We start from the raw sequence: 15,551 nt of genomic DNA on the forward strand, positions 1-15,551 counted from the left end.
AACGACGGGATTGCGGGACGGGGGGCGACGTGGTCGGAAACCTGCCGGGTGTGAAGCGCCGGCGCGCGAGGCGAGCCCTCAAGGCCGCCCGCCTGATCGACGAGGTCGTCGACACCCAGCTGCCGCTGCTCGCCTCGTTCGACGAGCAGCGCCGCCGCCGCTCCGCCGACTACCTGGCCGAACTGGTCAAGCTCGCCCAGGACTACCGCTACTTCGCCAACGGCTGGATCGACGCCGCCGAACTGGACCGGCGCGGCCGCCGAGCAGTGACCGAGCTCACCAAACTGCGCACCGATCCTTCACGGCGACTGATCGCCGACTAGGGCGCCGAACGCAGCTCGGCGCGCTGAACAGGCCACTCACCGACGCCCCTCCCGCCACGCGCCCCCTTCCCACGCCTGCTCGACGTACCGCCGGAAGCCCTTCGGCGGCCGGCCGGTGACGCGCTCGACGCCCTCCAGCGCGGGTGCCCAGGTCTCGCGGTCGGTCCAGGCGAAGCGCGCGTCGCCGTGCCGCGAGGCCCGGCGGACCGGGTGGCCCGGCGAGGTGAGGTGGGCGGACACCCGCCGGCCCGTGGAGCCGGTGGCGCCCGGTACGAGGATCGGTCGACCGGCCATGGGCCGACTGAACCACCGTGGTCCGAGAGCGCCGGCACGAGGCGGCCGGGTTGCCCGGCGGTGCGGCGGAACGCCGGATGCGCGGTCAACTCGAACGTCCGCACCTCCGCGAACTCACGGCAACCCGTTGCTGTGCGCGATGTTGTGCGCGCTGAACCTGTCCTACCGCTCGGAATCGCCGCGCAACCGCGTGGACCTCTACGCCAAGGCGTTGACCATGCTGCTGCACCTGCGCGACGCCGAACGCGGGATCGCCGGTTTGCCGGGCGACACCGGGAAACGCGTCCTGCCGCGCGACCCGGCCTGGCGGTTGACCCCGGCCGGCAAGGTCGAGTTCCGGTCGGAGGAGGCGCTGGAGCACATTTCCCGCAAACTGCCCGGTATAGCGGACGTGGACCCGGAGGTGTTGTTCAAGCACCTCCTCGAAAGCAGCGGCGTGCTGCGGGAACCGGTGCCCGGTCGCGTCGACACGGTGATCGACGGCAAGCTCGTCCCGCCACGCGGCCCGCGTGAGACGCAATCGCTTGCGTCGATCGGCCACCGGGTGCTGAAACACCTCCCCACCAGCCTCGACGGCCTGTCCGGTGCCCAGGCGGAGTTGGAGCGGGGTGCGTGGTTCTTCGAACCCGAGCGCTACGCGGAGGAGGTTCTTGGTGAACCACGAGGAGCCGACTGCGGGCCGTCACTTCGCTTCGTGGGACAGGACTGGGCCATGTGACCGAGAGGGCGATCCGCATGTGGGGTGAAATGCCACAGGTGCGCCGCGTCCGGGCATTCCGGGGTTTTTGGGTACCACGGGGAAAAGGCGGTGGCGACCAGCCCCGCTCACGCCACCGGCGCCCGCGACAACACCACCGCCAACCCGAACGCCACCCCCATCACCACCAGCTCGAACGCCGCCCACCCCACCACGGCGGTCGGCTTGTGCTGGGCGATGTGGGGCAGCAGCCGCCACCGGATGCGGGCGCCCAGCACCGCCAGCCCCGCCGCGCACACCACCTTGCCCACCAGCACCAACCCGTACGACGTGGTGAACAGCGAGCCCGGCAGCGTGATCACCGGGTTGAGCGCCAGCTCCAGCACCCCGTTGAACAACCCGGTCACCGACACCAGCACCAGCGACACCGTCGCCAGCCTGGAGAACTTCGGCAGCGCCTCGGCCAGCAGCCCGCGCCGGTGCGCCACCAGGACCACCAGCGCCGCCAACCCGCCGGTCCACGCGGCCGCGCCCAGGATGTGCAGCTCCATCGAGATCATGGAGTAGTCGTGGTACTTCCAGTTCGACGCGTGGCCGGTCACCGGCAGCGGCAGCAGGCCGAACATGGCGATCAGGATCCGCAGCTCGGCGGGCACCGACTCGCCCTTGCGCACCGCCAGCACGCCGATCCACAGGTAGACCAGCGCGCACACCGCGCTGAACAGCAGCCCCTGCCCGGCGCCGACCCGCCGCACGTAGTCCACGACCACGGTCATGGTCAGCTCGACGTCCGGCCTGGTCTCGTGGGCCCTGATGACGATCGACAGCAGCGCGGTGAACGCCCACACCGCCGCCGCGACCACGGCGGCCGGCCGGGCCAGGCGCATCACCGGCTCGGTCATGGCGGGCCGGCTGAAGCCCAGCAGCTTCGGCAGCAGCGACAGCCCGACGACGATCGTGGCGGCCAGGTCCAGCAGCACCCGGACGACCGGGTGGCCGAACCGGACCACCGCTCCCGGCTCGGCGACGCCGACCACCTCGGGGGTGGTCGACAGGCCCAGGCCCAGCAGCACGCCGGCGACGCCGCCCGCGAGCAGCCCGCCGACGACCCAGTACCTGGTGGGGGGAGCGGTGGTCCGGTTCACCGTCATCGCTGCTCGCCACCGCCCCGCAGGGCGAAGAACACCCCGCCCGCGAGCAGCACCACGGCACCCGCGATCCACACCCAGATGGGCAGGCCGCCACCGCCACCGGACTCCGACGCCGAACTCTGCGCGGACCCGGTGGCGGCGGGCGCGGGGGTGCCGTCACCGGCCTTGCTCAGGGTGAACCTGAGCGAGCCGCTGACCGGGTGCCCGTCGGCGGACAGGATCCGGTAGCTGACCGCGTACTCGGCGGCCGGACCCAGCGGGCGCAGCGGGAACGTGACCGAGGTGTCCTTGACCGTCGGCTCGCCGTCCGCCTCCCAGCGCGTGCCCTCCGGTCCGGTGACGCTGATCGTGTTGAACCCCTCCCCGCCGGTCACCGGCTGGTCGAAGGTCAGCGTGATCGCGGCCGGACCGGCCTCCACCGACGACCCGTCCTTCGGGTCGCTGCTGATCAGCACGTTGTGGGCGAGCGCGGGCGTGGCGGTGCCGAGCACCACCGCGCCCGCGACCAGGCCGGTCAGCAGCAGCGAGACGACGCGCCTCATGCCGTCGGCTTGCCCGAGCGGCGGGACCGCAGCACGGCGCCCGCGCCGAACCCGAGGCCGAGCGCGCCGACCGCGAGACCCGCGCCGCCCAGCCAGCGGGCGGTGTCGTCGGTCGCGCCGGCGGCGGTGGCGTGGCCGCCCTCCTCCGAGGACGCCTCGGCGGCCGTGGTGGCGGCGCCGTGGTCGTCGCCGTCGGACGCGACCAGGTTCAGCACCGGCGCGGGGCGCTCCGGCTCCTCGCCGCCCTCGGCGGGCGGCGGGGCGTTCCAGTCCACGACCTCGCCGCTGTCGTAGGTCTGCTTGGTCGGCAGCAGGAGCTGCTCGGTGTTGTCCGGCAGCGGGCCGACGGACAGGTCGAACTCGTTGAACTGGCCGGGCTCGATGCGGGTGCCCGGCTCGGCGGTCCAGACCACCGTGCGGACGGCCTCGGTCACCTGGCGGCCGTGGCTCTCCACCGGCGTGGCCAGCTTCTCCTTGACCGCCTCGACCTTCCAGCCCGGGACGGGCCTGGTGCTGACCGAGGCCAGCGGGTACTCGGCGGGCAGGGTCAGTTCGAGCTTCACGGTGCCCGCGTCGGGGCGCTCGTTGGGCACCCGCAGGGTCACCTTGCTGTAGCCGCCCTGCTTGGCGGGCGCGGGCGTGGACGCCGTGACGTGCGCGGAGGCGACACCGGCGGTGCAGAGCGCGAGGAAACCGGCGGTGGCGAGCGCCGCGCCCGCCTTCGCGAACGCGGAACGATTTGTCGACATGGAGTTGTTGCTCCTGGAGGACCGGAGGGTCAGGGGACTCGGGGAATCAGGAGCGGTGGTGGTCCGCGGCGGCCGTGCACGCGCCTGAGCAGCACCGACACCAGCCGGTCCGGCACCGGGACGGGGGCCGGCGGCCGGGGCGGCTCCACCGGTGCGAGCACGGCGGGCAGCACCGGCAGCAGCCTGGCCGCGGCCGTGGCCAGCGCGCGCAGCGTGGCGTCGGCGCGGGCCAGCAGCAGGCCGGTCAGCAGCACGGCGACCACGTGCGCGGCGGTCATCGCCACCGGGTCGAACCCGGGGCCGGACCGGTCGTGGGCCTGGTGGCCGAGGTTGATCAACGCGTGCTGCGCGAGCTGGGCGAGACCCAGCGTGGCCAGGATCGTCCACGGGGTGCGGCCCCGCTCGGCGAGGGCCGTGCCCGCGAACGCGATGAGCAGCGTCAGCGGCAGCGCGCCCGCGAACTCGGTGAACTCGCCGCCCGCGGCGCCGTGCGCGGTGACGCTCAGCGCCGCGGAGGTGACGGCCAGCAGCACGGCCCGCGCGAAGCGGGTCGGGGCCGGCCGTCTGGTCACGCCCCAGAGCCTAGGAGGTCGGGGCCCGCCGGCGTGAGCCCATGCCGCCGAAGGGTGGTTTGAACTGGGCCGGACGGGGTAGCAGTCCGACGTGGCAGCCCCAGTCGAACCGGTTCGGCAGACCCCGCCCGCGGCCGACCGCGTCGGGCAGACCGACCGCGTGGTCTTCGGGGTGGCCGCCGCCATCGCGCTCGCGTTCATCGGGTGGGGCGTGTTCGCCACCGAGTCCCTCGGCCGGGTGGCGCGGTCGGTCCTGGACTGGGTGATCGGCAACCTGGGGTGGGCCTTCGTGCTCTCCGCGTCCGGGTTCGTGGTGTTCGCGCTGTGGTTGGCGGTGAGCCGCTACGGCCGCATCCCGCTCGGCCGCGACGACGAGGAGCCGGAGTTCCGGACCGTCTCGTGGGTGGCCATGATGTTCAGCGCGGGCATGGGCATCGGCCTGATGTTCTACGGGGTCAACGAACCGCTGACGCACTTCGCGTCGCCGCCGCCGGGCACCGTCCCGGGTGGCACGGACGAGGCCGTCCAGACCGCGATGGCGACCACGCTGTTCCACTGGACCCTGCACCCGTGGGCGATCTACGCGGTGGTCGGCCTGGCCATCGCCTACGGCAGCTTCCGGCGGGGACGCAGCCAGCTGATCAGCGCGGCGTTCGCGCCGCTGCTGGGCAGGCGCGCCGCGGGCGGTGCGGGCCGGGCCATCGACGTGCTGGCGATCTTCGCGACGCTGTTCGGGTCGGCGGCCTCGCTCGGGCTCGGCGCGCTCCAGATCGGCAGCGGCCTGCGCGCCGCGGGCTGGCTGGGCGGCGCGGGCAACGCGGTCCTGGTGGGCGTGATCGCGGTGCTGACCGCGGCGTTCGTCGCCTCGGCGGTGTCGGGCGTGGCCAGGGGCATCCAGTGGCTGTCGAACACCAACATGGTGCTGGCCGTGGTGCTCGCGGTGTTCGTGTTCGTCGTCGGCCCGACGGTGTTCGTGCTCAACCTGGTGCCCGCCGCGATCGGCGACTACTTCCGAGACCTGGCCGACATGGCGAGCCGCACGGCCGCGGTCGGCGGCGACGCCACCCAGGAGTGGCTGGCCGGGTGGACGATCTTCTACTGGGCCTGGTGGATCTCGTGGACGCCGTTCGTCGGCGTGTTCATCGCCCGGATCAGCCGGGGCCGCACGATCCGCCAGTTCGTGACCGGCGTCGTCGGCGTGCCGAGCCTGGTCAGCCTGATGTGGTTCTGCGTGTTCGGCGGCACCGCCATCTTCGCCGAGCGCGAGGGCGCCGGCCTGGTGGGCGCCGCCACCCCGGAGGGGCAGCTGTTCGCCCTGCTCGACGGCTTCCCGCTGGCCACCGCGGCGAGCGTGGTGGTCATCGTGCTGGTGGCGATCTTCTTCATCTCCGGCGCGGACGCCGCCTCGGTCGTGATGGGCACGCTCTCCCAGCGCGGCTCGATCCGCCCGGCCAAGGCGGTCGTGGTCTTCTGGGGCGTGCTGACCGGCGCGGTGGCCGCGGTGATGCTCCTGGTCGGCGGCTCGAACGGGCTCACCGGCCTCCAGAACCTGACCATCATCGCCGCGCTGCCGTTCCTGGTGGTGATGATCGGCCTGTGCGTGGCCCTGGCCCGCGACCTGCGCAGCGACCCGCTGATCCGGCGCGAGGCCCGGGTCGCCGAGGTCATCGAGGAGGTGCTCCAGCCGCAGGACCCGGAGGAGAAGGCCCTGCGCCTGGTCAAGCGGCTCATACGCCGAGGCGTTTGAGCAGCTCGGCCTCCAACCCGTCCAGGTCGGCCGACACGGCGCGGTGCGCGGCCCGGCGCCGTGCCGGGGGCATCCGCTCCGAGGCGCGCACGGCCGCCAGCAGCTGGCCCAGCCGCCGCTCGGTGGTCTCCACGTAGCCCCGGTCGCTTCCCCGCACCTGCTCCAGGGCCTCGTCGAAGCCCGTGATCCGGGCGTGCAGCGCCGCGCCGCGGCCCGAGTACCTGGTCAGCTGGTCGACCGGCACGCCCAGCCGGGAGGCCCGGTAGTGGTCGTAGCGGTCGCTGACCAGGGCGGCGGTGCGGACGGCGATCGGCATGACCACCGGGATCAGCGCGGGCGCCAGCACCTTGGCCACGCCCACGAGGTTCCTCGCCCTGCTCGGGGTGAACCCCTTGCCCTTCGCGCGCGCCATGGCGGCACCTCCTCACCGCAAACAGTAGAGCCGCCGGGGCAAAAGATCGACTCGACTCCGAGAGGTGCCGGCACGGGGACGTGCCCGGCGGCCTACCCTGCAACAGTGACTCCCCAGGTGCAGCTCGACGCCGGAGTGGTCACTCGTTGCCGGCGGCGGGTGCACCTCGAACACGACCCCGCGCTGCGCGACGCGCCGAAATCGCCGCCCGACCCGACCGGCCAACAGCGCCGGGCCGACGCCGGCGAGCACCGCCGCGCGGTGGCCGCGGCCCTGGGCCGGTTCGTCGGCTCCGACCTGGTGGAGGTCCCGCAGGACGTCCCCGCGGCGGACCGCGAGCGGGCGACCGCCGCCGCGATGGCGGCGGGCGTGCCGTTCATCTGGGGCGCCGCCCTGCCGCGCGACCCGGTGGGCGGCCGGCGCGGCGGCATCGACCTGCTGGTCCGGGAGGCCACCGGCTACGTGCCGGTCCTCGTGGTCCGGCACAAGGTCAGCGACCCCGGCCAGGGCGCCCGCACCTCGCCGCTGTCCCACCCGCTGCCCGGCGGCTCCCGGCACGACCCGCTGCGCAAGGTGCGCCCGCAGCCGCGCGACCAGCTCCGCCTCGCCCACGCCCAGCGCCAGCTCCAGGCGGCCGGGTTCGCCGCGCGCGGCCGCGCGACCGGCGGCGTGGTCGGCATGGACGCCGACGTCGTCGTCTGGCACGACCTGGAGGCGCCGAACTGGCCCAACAGCCGCACCGCCCTGTCGGAGTACGACTCGCGCTTCGCCGACCGCCTGGCCGTGGCCGCCGCGGCGGCCACCGGCGCCGAGCCCCTGGCCAGGCCGTCGCGCATCGTCGAGTGCCGCAGCTGCCCGTGGTGGCCGGTGTGCGAGGAGGACCTGCGCCGGGCCGGGGACGTCAGCCTCGTCGTGCGCGGCGAGGACGCCGCCGCCCTGCGCAAGGTCGGCGTCACCACGGTCGACCGGCTGGCCGAGCTGGACCCGGGCACCCCGGTCACCCCGCTGGTCGGGATGCTCCACGAGGACGCGGTGATCCTGGCCCGCGCCTGGCAGCGCGACCTGACCGTGGTGCGCCGCGTGTCGCGGATGGACGTCCCCCGCGCCGACGTGGAGGTGGACGTCGACATGGAGAGCTTCGGCGACCTCGGCGCCTACATGTGGGGCTGCCTGCTGTCCGGCGCGGACGTGGGCGTGGCGCACGGCTACCGGGCGTTCGCCACCTGGGAACCGCTGCCGTGCGACGACGAGGCCCGCTCGTTCGCCGAGTTCTGGGGCTGGCTCACCGACGTCCGGCTGCGCGCCCGCGCCCGGGGCCTGACCTTCCGCGCCTACTGCTACAACGAGCTGGCCGAGAACCGCTGGCTGCTCGGCTCGGCCGCCCGGTTCAAGGGCCGCCCCGGCATCCCGACCACCGCCCAGGTGAAGGAGTTCATCCAGTCCGACGCCTGGGTCGACCTGTTCGGCATCGTCCAGGACCAGTTCCTGTGCGCCCACGGCAAGGGCCTGAAGACGATCGCCCCGGCGGCCGGCTTCACCTGGCGCGACCCGGAGGCGGGCGGCGAGAACTCGATGCGCTGGTACCGCGACGCGGTGGGCATGGACGGCCACCCGCCGAACCCCGTGCAGCGCGACCGCCTGCTGGTCTACAACGAGGACGACGTCCGGGCCACCCACGCCCTGCGGGTGTGGATGACCTCGGACGCCATGGACGACCTGCCCTTCGCGGGCGACCTCTGAGGCAGCGGGAGCGACCCGGTCGGAGGAGCCGGGTTCAGCGCGGCGCCATCCGCAGCGCCCCGTCCATCCGGATGACCTCGCCGTTCAGGTAGTCGTGCCCGACGATCGACAGGACCAGCGCGGCGTACTCCTCCGGCAGCGCCAGCCGCTTCGGGAACGGCACCCCGGCCGCCAGCCCGGCCCGGAACTCCTCCGACACGGTCGCCAGCATCGGCGTGTCCACGATGCCCGGCGCGATGGTCATCACCCGCACGCCCACCGACGACAGGTCCCGCGCCGCCGGGAGCGTCATGCCCGCCACCGCCGCCTTGGACGCCGCGTACGCGACCTGCCCGATCTGCCCGTCGAACGCCGCGACCGACGCGGTGTTGACCACCACGCCGCGCTGCCCGTCCGCCAGCGGCCCGGTCTTCGCCATCGCCGCGGCCGCGAGCCGCAGCACGTTGAACGTCCCCACCAGGTTGACGTCGATCACCCTGCGGTACAGGTCCAGCGGGTGCGGGCCCGCCTTGCCCGCGGTCCGCGCCGACGGCGCGATGCCCGCGCAGTTCACCACCACCCGCAGCGGCGCGCCGGACCCGGCGGCCGCGTCGACGGCGGCCTGGACGTCCTCCTCCGAGGTGACGTCCGCCGTCAGGTAGGTCACGCCCTCGACGACCGGCGCGGCCTCCACCGACAGGTCGAGCGCGTACACGGCCGCACCGCGCGCGGCCAGCGCCCGTGCCGTCGCCGCGCCCAACCCGGACGCGCCGCCCGTGACGATCGCCGCGGTACCCGAGATCTCCATGCATCCTCCCTGTCCACCGACGGGAGGAGGTTAACGGTCGTTCAGCCCCCGGTCCTCCGAGAGGTGCAGCAAGGCGACCAGGGGCACGGCCGCGAGCAGCGCCAGCCCCACGAACAGCAGCGGGATCACGACGAGTTCCATGCCGAAGACAGTGCCCCGATCCCGGCGGGCCCGCGTCCGCCGCGAGGGGTGTTCCCGGGTACACCCGGGGGACTACCCGGCTCACTCTCCGCATACGACCACAGGTCGACCCGGGCCGGCGGCGCGCATCGGCCGAAGCATGAGCGACCATCGACTTCAGTAGATCTTCAGCAGACAATCTCCTTAGCGGGGGTAACAAAAGCGAGGCGCTCGACGTACGTTGGCGGCCATGTTCACCACCCGCCCTGAACTCGTGGGCACGCACGGCATGGTCGCGTCCACGCACTGGCTCGCCTCCGGCGCGGGCATGGCCGTCCTGGAGGACGGCGGCAACGCCTTCGACGCCGCGGTCGCCGCCGGCTTCGTGCTCCAGGTGGTCGAACCGCACCTCAACGGACCCGGCGGCGAGGTGCCGGTGGTGTTCGCCGCGGCCGGCGAGACGTCGCCGCGGGTGCTGTGCGGGCAGGGCGTGGCGCCCGCCGGGGCCACCACCGCCCACTACCGGGGCCTCGGCCTGGACCTCGTGCCCGGCAGCGGCCTGCTCGCCGCCACCGTGCCCGGCGCGTGGGACGGCTGGCTGACGCTGCTGCGCGACTACGGCACCAAGACGCTGCGCGACGTGCTCGGCCACGCCATCGGCTACGCGCGCGACGGGTTCCCGGTGCTGGAGCGCGTGTCGTTCACCGTCTCGACGGTCGCCGACCTGTTCCGCGAGCACTGGGCCCCCTCCGCCGAGCTGTGGCTGCCCGGCGGCAAGCCGCCCGTGGCCGGCTCGCGGTTCCGCAACCCCGCGCTGGCCGACACCTGGGAGCGGCTGCTGGCCGCCGCCGAGGCCGCCGGGTCGGACCGGGAGGCGCAGATCGAGGCCGCGCGGCGGGCGTGGTCGCAGGGGTTCGTCGCGGCGCGCGTGGACGAGTTCTGCCGGACCGCCTTCCGCGACGACTCGGGCGCGGACCACGCCGGGGTGCTGACCGGCGAGGACATGGCCACGTGGGAGGCGTCCTACGAGGACGCGGTGACGGTGGAGTTCGGCCGGTGGACCGTGGCGAAGCCCGGCGCGTGGACGCAGGGGCCCGTGCTGCTCCAGCAGTTGCTGCTGCTGGAGGGCTTCGCGGACCGCCTGGCCTACGCCGACGGCGCGCCCACCGCGGAGACCGTGCACCTGGCGGTGGAGTGCGCGAAGCTGGCGTTCGCGGACCGGGAAGCCTGGTACGGGGACGGCGAGGTGCCGCTGGACGTGCTGCTGTCCCGCGAGTACGCGGACGCGCGGCGCGCGCTCGTCACCGGGGAGGCGTCGCTCGACCTGCGCCCCGGCTCACCCCTCGGCGCGCCGCCGCTGCTCCCGGCGCACGTGCGGCGCGGCCCGGTGGCCCCGGACGGCGAGCAGGGCGGTGCGCTCGGGGAGCCGACCGTCTCCCGCACCGGGTCGGTCAAGGGCGACACCGTGCACGTCGACGTGGTCGACCGCTGGGGCAACCTCGTCTCGGCCACCCCGTCCGGCGGGTGGCTCCAGTCGTCCCCGGCCATCCCGTCGCTGGGCTTCTGCCTGGGCAGCCGGGCGCAGATGTTCTGGCTGGACGAGGGGCTGCCGAACTCGCTGGCCCCGAACAAGCGGCCCCGGATCACGCTGTCCCCGTCGCTGGCCCTGCGCGACGGCCTGCCCTCGATGGCGTTCGGCACCCCCGGCGGCGACCAGCAGGACCAGTGGCAGCTGGGCTTCTGGCTCGCGCACACCACGGGCGGGATGAACCTCCAGGCCGCGATCGACTCGCCGATGTGGCACACCAACGCGTTCCCCAGCTCGTTCTACCCGCGGTCGTGGACGCCGGGCGAGGTCGTGGTGGAGTCGCGGTTCGCCGGGGCCGATGAGCTGCGCGAGCGCGGGCACGTCGTGGTGGACGCGGGGCCCTGGGCGCTGGGTCGCATGTCGGCGGTGGCGAGGGACGCCCGTGACGGTCTGCTGCGCGCCGCCGCCAACCCGCGCGGTGGCCAGGGCTACGCGGTGGGTCGCTAGGGGCTGGGCCGCTCGCCGTCGGGTCGAACGGGGTTGGAACGGTCCCGACCCGAGGGGGAGGGGGCCGGGACCGTTCCGGCTCGTGGTCGGCCCGCCGGCGGTGCGCGCCGGCGGGCGCGCCGGTCAGCGGCCCAGGTCCACCTGGAGCTCGACCGGCAGGCCGCGCCTGGCCTTCTCGGCCAGCGGCGGGACGACCTCGCGGACGTGCTCGCCGATGCCCTCCGGGCCGATGTCGCGCGGCGTGATCGTCCGCACGTGCCCGGCCAGTTCGTTCGTGTCGACGCGGAGCACGTCGCCCACGCGCACCAGCCTGCCCGGCTCGGCGTCGACGTCCGGCCGCGTCTCCAGGCCGAGGTCGGCCGCCTGCGCCGTGCCGCCCAGGCCGAGCACGACAGCGGTGCTGCCGAGGGCGACCGTGACCCCCGCGATGGTCTTCCTGAGGTTCATGGCGGGAAAGTTTCGCAATGCGGGGCACCGGTTCAAGCTCGGCAATCCCTCCAGGTGGATTTGTTCACCCGCTCCGGTGGCCTACGACGGTCGTCGTACCCGCGGGAGCCGCCTCCCGACCGATGCCGGGCGACCCCGCGGTCCCGTACCTTCGGCCCATGTCATGGCCTGCGTGGGTCTGGTTCGCGGCGACGTTCGCGCCGCTGCTGTGGCGCAGGCGCTTCCCGGTCGCGGTCGTCGCGGTCACCGGGGCGTCCACGTGGCTGTTCTACGTCACCGGCCACTGGGGCCCGCTGATCGCCGCCCCCGCCGCCGCGGTCCTCTCGCTGGGCCGGACCCGCCTGGCCGAGCAGCGCGGCCGCCAGGTGGAGGAGGAGCGGCTGCGCATCGCCCGCGAGGTCCACGACGTGGTCGCGCACAGCCTCGCCATGATCAACGTGCAGGCCGGCGTCGCCGCGCACGTGGCCGACCGCCGGCCCGAGGAGGCGGTCAAGGCCCTCCGCGCCATCAAGGAGGCCAGCGGGCACGCCCTGGACGACCTCCGCGCCACCCTGGGCGTCCTGCGCGCCGGCGGGGACGCCGCCCCGGTGCCCGGCCTCGACCGGCTCGACGAGCTGGTGGCGCCCGTGCCGAAGGCGGTGGTCCGGGGCGACCCGGGCGAGGTGCCCGCCTCCGTGGGCGCGGCGGCGTACCGGGTGGTGCAGGAGGCGCTGACCAACGCGGTGCGGTACGCGCCGGGCGCCACCGCCGTCGTGGTCGGGTTCCGGCGCACCGAGCGGGCCCTGGAGCTGACCGTCACCGACGACGGCGCCGGGGGCGCGGACCGGCCGGCGCAGGGCGCGGGCGCGGGGCTGCGGGGCATGGCCGAACGCGTCGAAGCGCTCGGCGGCACGCTGGAGGCCGGTCCGACGGCCACCGGGTTCGCCGTGCGGGCGGTCCTACCGTGGGGGGTTCGTGGTGATCAGGGTGGTCCTGGCGGACGACCAGGCGCTGGTGCGGGCGGGCTTCCGCCTGCTGCTGGACACCGAGGACGGCTTCGAGGTCGTCGGCGAGGCCGGTGACGGGGCGGAGGCCGTGCGCCTGGCCCACGAGCACCGCCCGGACGTCGTGGTCATGGACGTCCGGATGCCCGGCACGGACGGGCTCGCCGCGACCAGGCGGGTCTGCGCCGAGCTGCCCGGGGTCCGGGTCCTGGTGCTGACCACCTTCGACGTCGACGAGTACGTGTTCGAGGCGTTGCGCGCCGGGGCGTCCGGGTTCCTGCTCAAGGACACCGAGCCGGTGGAGCTGCTGCGCGCCCTGCGGGTGGTGGCGGCCGGCGAGGCGCTGCTCGCGCCGAGCGTCACCCGGAGGCTGATCGAGGAGTTCGCGAGCCGCCCGGAGCACCGCCGCCCCGACCCCCGGGCGCTGCGCGAGCTGACCGCGCGGGAGCGGGAGGTGCTGACCCTGGTGGCCGCCGGCCTGGCCAACGACGAGATCGCCGGGCAGTTGGGAATCAGCCCGGCGACCGCCCGCACGCACGTCAGCCGGGTGATGACGAAACTGGCCGCTCGCGACCGCGCGCAACTCGTGGTGCTCGCTTACGAATCGGGATTGGTCTCGCCGCGACGAGGGTGAATATTCCTTGTGCCCCCGCCGCGCGCACCCCCTCGCGCACCGCGCCGGCCATCCTCGCGGACCGCCGGGTATTGCCCAGGAAAAGTCCACGCAATTGCGCAATAATCACGGAACGTAACGGAAAAGCAACTACCCGCCGCATTTTGTGTGCGGCGGGTGACGTTAACGAAGGGTGAACTAGGCGATCGCGCCGGGGGGCAGCTTCAGCTTGAACGGCAGCGTGGTCACGACCGCGAGGTCCGACGCCGTCTTGCGCATCAGCGAGGGCGCGTTCCGCGCGCCGGGCTCCGGCAGGTCGAGCAACCGGTCGACGGCCTCGACCAACGGGCCCTCGTAGATCCAGACGGCCTGAGCGGCGCGCTTGCTGTCCCGGACGGCGGGCAACCGGCCGGCGCGGGCCTCGGTCTCCGACCAGAACAGGATGGAGTCGATGAAGCCGCGGCGCTGCTTGAACGCCATGATGCGGTCGAGCTGGCCGTCCTCGTCCCGGAGGTGGAGGAACTGGAACCCGCTCTCGCGCAGTTCGATCACCTTGCTCAGAGCGAGATCCATGACGCACCTACCTCTTGTTCCGAGGCCCCCTAGCAGGCACAGCCCGTACAACGTGAAAATGATCGTACGGCAAGCGGACAATCCGCCATAGGGACTAGGCCGGTGGGGCGGCTTCAATGCGGACATCCGCCGCCCCGCTTTTGCTCGGGCGGCGCTGGGAGGGAACGGTCCACGCCGAATATGCGCTTGTACCGGGTGACGAGGGTCACAGCGTTCTCCACCGCTCCTCCGGCCACCGGTCCGTCGCGCCGCCCGCGCGCGGGTGCGCCACGGGCTCGGGCCGCGGGTGGGCGATCCCGTGGCGCCCGCGGAACCCGTTGGTGGACGTCGGGCACCACCGCGGGGTTGCCCGGATCACCCGCCCGGGACGCGCCGGTGCCGCCAACCCCCGAACGAGCGAACCGGCGGCCGGCTACCCTGCCGGGCATGAGCAGTGAGCGGACCAAGGGCCTCCCCGCCGTGCCCGAGTCGTTCCTGCCCCGCGAGCACGTCTTCTACCGACCGCGCCACAGCCACCGCCAGCGCGGCGCGCTGATCGCGGCGACCGCGTTCTTCTGCGTGCCCCTGCTGCTGCTCGTGGTCGGCGTCCGCCCGGCCGAGTTCGAGAACCGGAAGCTGGCCCCGTTCCCCTCGGTCACCGCCGGCTGGGGCTTCTTCACCGGCCTCAACTCCTGGGCGGCCGACCACCTCCCGCTGCGGGACCGGGCCGTGGCCGCCGCGGACGGGGTCAGCCGGGGCGTCTTCGGCGAGCCCTACCCGTTCGGGGAGAAGCACGACACGGGCCCGGTCCTCGGCCTGGTGCCGGACCAGGAGGCCGAGGACGTGCCGCTCACCGGCGTGGAGATCCCCCGGGCCAGCGGGTTCCCGGTCGTGGTCGAGGGGCGGGACAACTGGCTCTACCTCGGCTACGACGTCCAGGCCGCCTGCCAGCCGAACAAGTCCCTGGACGAGGTGTTCGGCGGGCTGAACGCGCTGCGCGCGGGCGTCGAGGCGTCCGGCAGGCGGTTCGTGCTGGTCGTCGCGCCCAACAAGGCGACCGCGGTGCCCGAGCACCTGCCCGGGAGCTACCTCGGCAGCAAGTGCCACGACGCGGCGCGGGACGAGTTCTGGCGCCGGCTCGTGCCCGACACCGGGGCCCTCGACCTGCGCGCCGGGCTGCGGGCGGAGGGGGAGCGGCTCGGCCGCCCCGTCTACGACAAGATCGACACGCACTGGACGCACGAGGGCGGCCTGGTGATGGTCCGCGCGGTCGCTGAGGCGGTGCAGCCCGGCTCCACCACCCGCTGGCGGCAGACCGAGGCGCAGGTGTCCCAGGTGGCCGGCGACCTGCCAACCCTGGTCGGCCGCACCCAGAAGCGCCCGGTGCAGGTCTACGACCTCGCCCCGGACGGCGGGACGGTGCGCAGCCGCCCGGTCCGGGACGACCTGCGGGAGCCCAAGCGCTTCACCCAGCCGCGGGGGTCGGGCGGGGTGACGTCGAAGGTCGGCCTGATCGGGGACTCCTTCGCCTTCACCATGAGCAGCTACCTGGTCGGCGGGTTCGCGGACCTGTCCATGGTGCACAGCGACCTGGTCGGCACCGACCCCGCCAAGGTCGGCCGGATGCTGGCCGAGCAGGACGTGGTGGTGGTCGAGGCGGTCGAGCGCAGCCTGGTGGCCGGCATCAACACCCTGCTGGCCCCCGGCGCGGTCGACGCGATCGTCGGCGAGCTGGCCAAGCGCCCCCGCTGACCCCGCCGACCCCGCCGACCCCCGGGCCCGGCCGC

General features: G+C 74.1%; 17 protein-coding genes. 8 read left to right on the top strand and 9 right to left on the bottom strand.

Annotation, left to right across the window (positions count from 1 at the left end; genetic code table 11):
• Positions 1 to 50 precede the first annotated feature (50 nt).
• Positions 51 to 323 (top strand): hypothetical protein, encoded by a 273-nt coding sequence (locus Q5530_RS04280; protein ID WP_415360834.1) that lies wholly within the window; start codon positions 51 to 53, stop codon positions 321 to 323.
• A gap of 36 nt (positions 324 to 359) precedes the next feature.
• Here the strand turns inward: Q5530_RS04280 and Q5530_RS04285 are convergent, their stop codons facing one another.
• Positions 360 to 617 (bottom strand): hypothetical protein, encoded by a 258-nt coding sequence (locus Q5530_RS04285; RefSeq protein WP_415360835.1) that lies wholly within the window; start codon positions 615 to 617, stop codon positions 360 to 362.
• 127 nt (positions 618 to 744) lie between these two features.
• Here Q5530_RS04285 and Q5530_RS04290 point away from each other — a divergent pair, with 127 nt between their 5' ends.
• Complete coding sequence (locus tag Q5530_RS04290; protein ID WP_415360837.1) at positions 745 to 1,335, top strand: hypothetical protein; 591 nt, start codon at positions 745 to 747, stop codon at positions 1,333 to 1,335.
• A gap of 107 nt (positions 1,336 to 1,442) precedes the next feature.
• On the opposite strand, the gene Q5530_RS04295 is transcribed toward Q5530_RS04290, so the two are convergent.
• The 4 genes from Q5530_RS04295 to Q5530_RS04310 are packed head-to-tail and all read right to left on the bottom strand — an operon-like array spanning position 1,443 to position 4,328.
• A complete protein-coding gene (locus Q5530_RS04295) occupies positions 1,443 to 2,465 on the bottom strand; it encodes a copper resistance D family protein (protein WP_415360838.1) in 1,023 nt (340 codons plus the stop codon).
• Positions 2,462 to 3,007, bottom strand: a complete 546-nt coding sequence (locus tag Q5530_RS04300) for a copper resistance CopC family protein (RefSeq protein WP_415360839.1) — start codon at positions 3,005 to 3,007, stop codon at positions 2,462 to 2,464. The genes Q5530_RS04295 and Q5530_RS04300 overlap by 4 nt, the downstream gene beginning before the upstream one ends.
• A complete protein-coding gene (locus Q5530_RS04305; RefSeq protein ID WP_415360841.1) occupies positions 3,004 to 3,756 on the bottom strand; it encodes a YcnI family protein in 753 nt (250 codons plus the stop codon). Before Q5530_RS04305 ends, Q5530_RS04300 begins: the two co-directional genes overlap by 4 nt.
• Positions 3,757 to 3,785: 29 nt before the next feature.
• Positions 3,786 to 4,328, bottom strand: coding sequence for a hypothetical protein (locus Q5530_RS04310; protein ID WP_415360842.1), 543 nt, complete (start codon positions 4,326 to 4,328; stop codon positions 3,786 to 3,788).
• Between the two features lie 91 nt (positions 4,329 to 4,419).
• On the opposite strand from Q5530_RS04310, the gene Q5530_RS04315 reads away from it, so the two are divergent.
• The gene (locus Q5530_RS04315; RefSeq protein WP_415360844.1) at positions 4,420 to 6,075 is read left to right on the top strand and encodes a BCCT family transporter; all 1,656 of its coding nucleotides are present in this window, start codon (positions 4,420 to 4,422) and stop codon (positions 6,073 to 6,075) included.
• Here Q5530_RS04315 and Q5530_RS04320 read toward each other — a convergent pair.
• Entirely contained in the window at positions 6,056 to 6,487 is a 432-nt protein-coding gene (locus Q5530_RS04320) for a DUF6474 family protein (RefSeq protein ID WP_415360846.1), read from the bottom strand. The two genes, Q5530_RS04315 and Q5530_RS04320, sit on opposite strands and share 20 nt — an antisense overlap.
• Before the next feature lie 105 nt (positions 6,488 to 6,592).
• Between Q5530_RS04320 and Q5530_RS04325 the strand changes: the two genes are divergently transcribed.
• Positions 6,593 to 8,227, top strand: coding sequence for a TM0106 family RecB-like putative nuclease (locus Q5530_RS04325; protein ID WP_415360848.1), 1,635 nt, complete (start codon positions 6,593 to 6,595; stop codon positions 8,225 to 8,227).
• A gap of 34 nt (positions 8,228 to 8,261) precedes the next feature.
• On the opposite strand, the gene Q5530_RS04330 is transcribed toward Q5530_RS04325, so the two are convergent.
• Positions 8,262 to 9,014 carry an SDR family NAD(P)-dependent oxidoreductase gene (locus tag Q5530_RS04330; RefSeq protein WP_415360849.1) on the bottom strand — a complete coding sequence of 251 codons (753 nt, stop codon included), beginning with the start codon at positions 9,012 to 9,014 and terminating at the stop codon, positions 8,262 to 8,264.
• A gap of 370 nt (positions 9,015 to 9,384) precedes the next feature.
• On the opposite strand from Q5530_RS04330, the gene Q5530_RS04335 reads away from it, so the two are divergent.
• Positions 9,385 to 11,169, top strand: a complete 1,785-nt coding sequence (locus tag Q5530_RS04335) for a gamma-glutamyltransferase family protein (protein ID WP_415360851.1) — start codon at positions 9,385 to 9,387, stop codon at positions 11,167 to 11,169.
• 123 nt (positions 11,170 to 11,292) lie between these two features.
• Here Q5530_RS04335 and Q5530_RS04340 read toward each other — a convergent pair whose 3' ends face one another.
• Positions 11,293 to 11,616: a hypothetical protein gene (locus Q5530_RS04340; RefSeq protein WP_415360852.1), complete on the bottom strand. Its 324-nt coding sequence runs from the start codon at positions 11,614 to 11,616 to the stop codon at positions 11,293 to 11,295.
• A gap of 158 nt (positions 11,617 to 11,774) precedes the next feature.
• On the opposite strand from Q5530_RS04340, the gene Q5530_RS04345 reads away from it, so the two are divergent.
• Both Q5530_RS04345 and Q5530_RS04350 read left to right on the top strand, forming a co-directional pair.
• Complete coding sequence (locus Q5530_RS04345; RefSeq protein WP_415360853.1) at positions 11,775 to 12,677, top strand: sensor histidine kinase; 903 nt, start codon at positions 11,775 to 11,777, stop codon at positions 12,675 to 12,677.
• Positions 12,574 to 13,233 (top strand): response regulator, encoded by a 660-nt coding sequence (locus tag Q5530_RS04350; protein ID WP_415361171.1) that lies wholly within the window; start codon positions 12,574 to 12,576, stop codon positions 13,231 to 13,233. Before Q5530_RS04345 ends, Q5530_RS04350 begins: the two co-directional genes overlap by 104 nt.
• 177 nt (positions 13,234 to 13,410) lie before the next feature.
• On the opposite strand, the gene Q5530_RS04355 is transcribed toward Q5530_RS04350, so the two are convergent.
• Complete coding sequence (locus tag Q5530_RS04355) at positions 13,411 to 13,785, bottom strand: hypothetical protein (protein WP_380632722.1); 375 nt, start codon at positions 13,783 to 13,785, stop codon at positions 13,411 to 13,413.
• Between the two features lie 426 nt (positions 13,786 to 14,211).
• Here Q5530_RS04355 and Q5530_RS04360 point away from each other — a divergent pair, with 426 nt between their 5' ends.
• On the top strand, positions 14,212 to 15,516 hold the full coding sequence (locus Q5530_RS04360) for an alginate O-acetyltransferase AlgX-related protein (protein WP_415360855.1): 1,305 nt from the start codon (positions 14,212 to 14,214) through the stop codon (positions 15,514 to 15,516).
• The last annotated feature ends 35 nt before the right edge of the window (positions 15,517 to 15,551 follow it).

The organism is Saccharothrix sp. BKS2 (assembly GCF_047689505.1).
Classification (GTDB): Bacteria; Actinomycetota; Actinomycetes; order Mycobacteriales; family Pseudonocardiaceae; genus Actinosynnema; species Actinosynnema lopnurensis.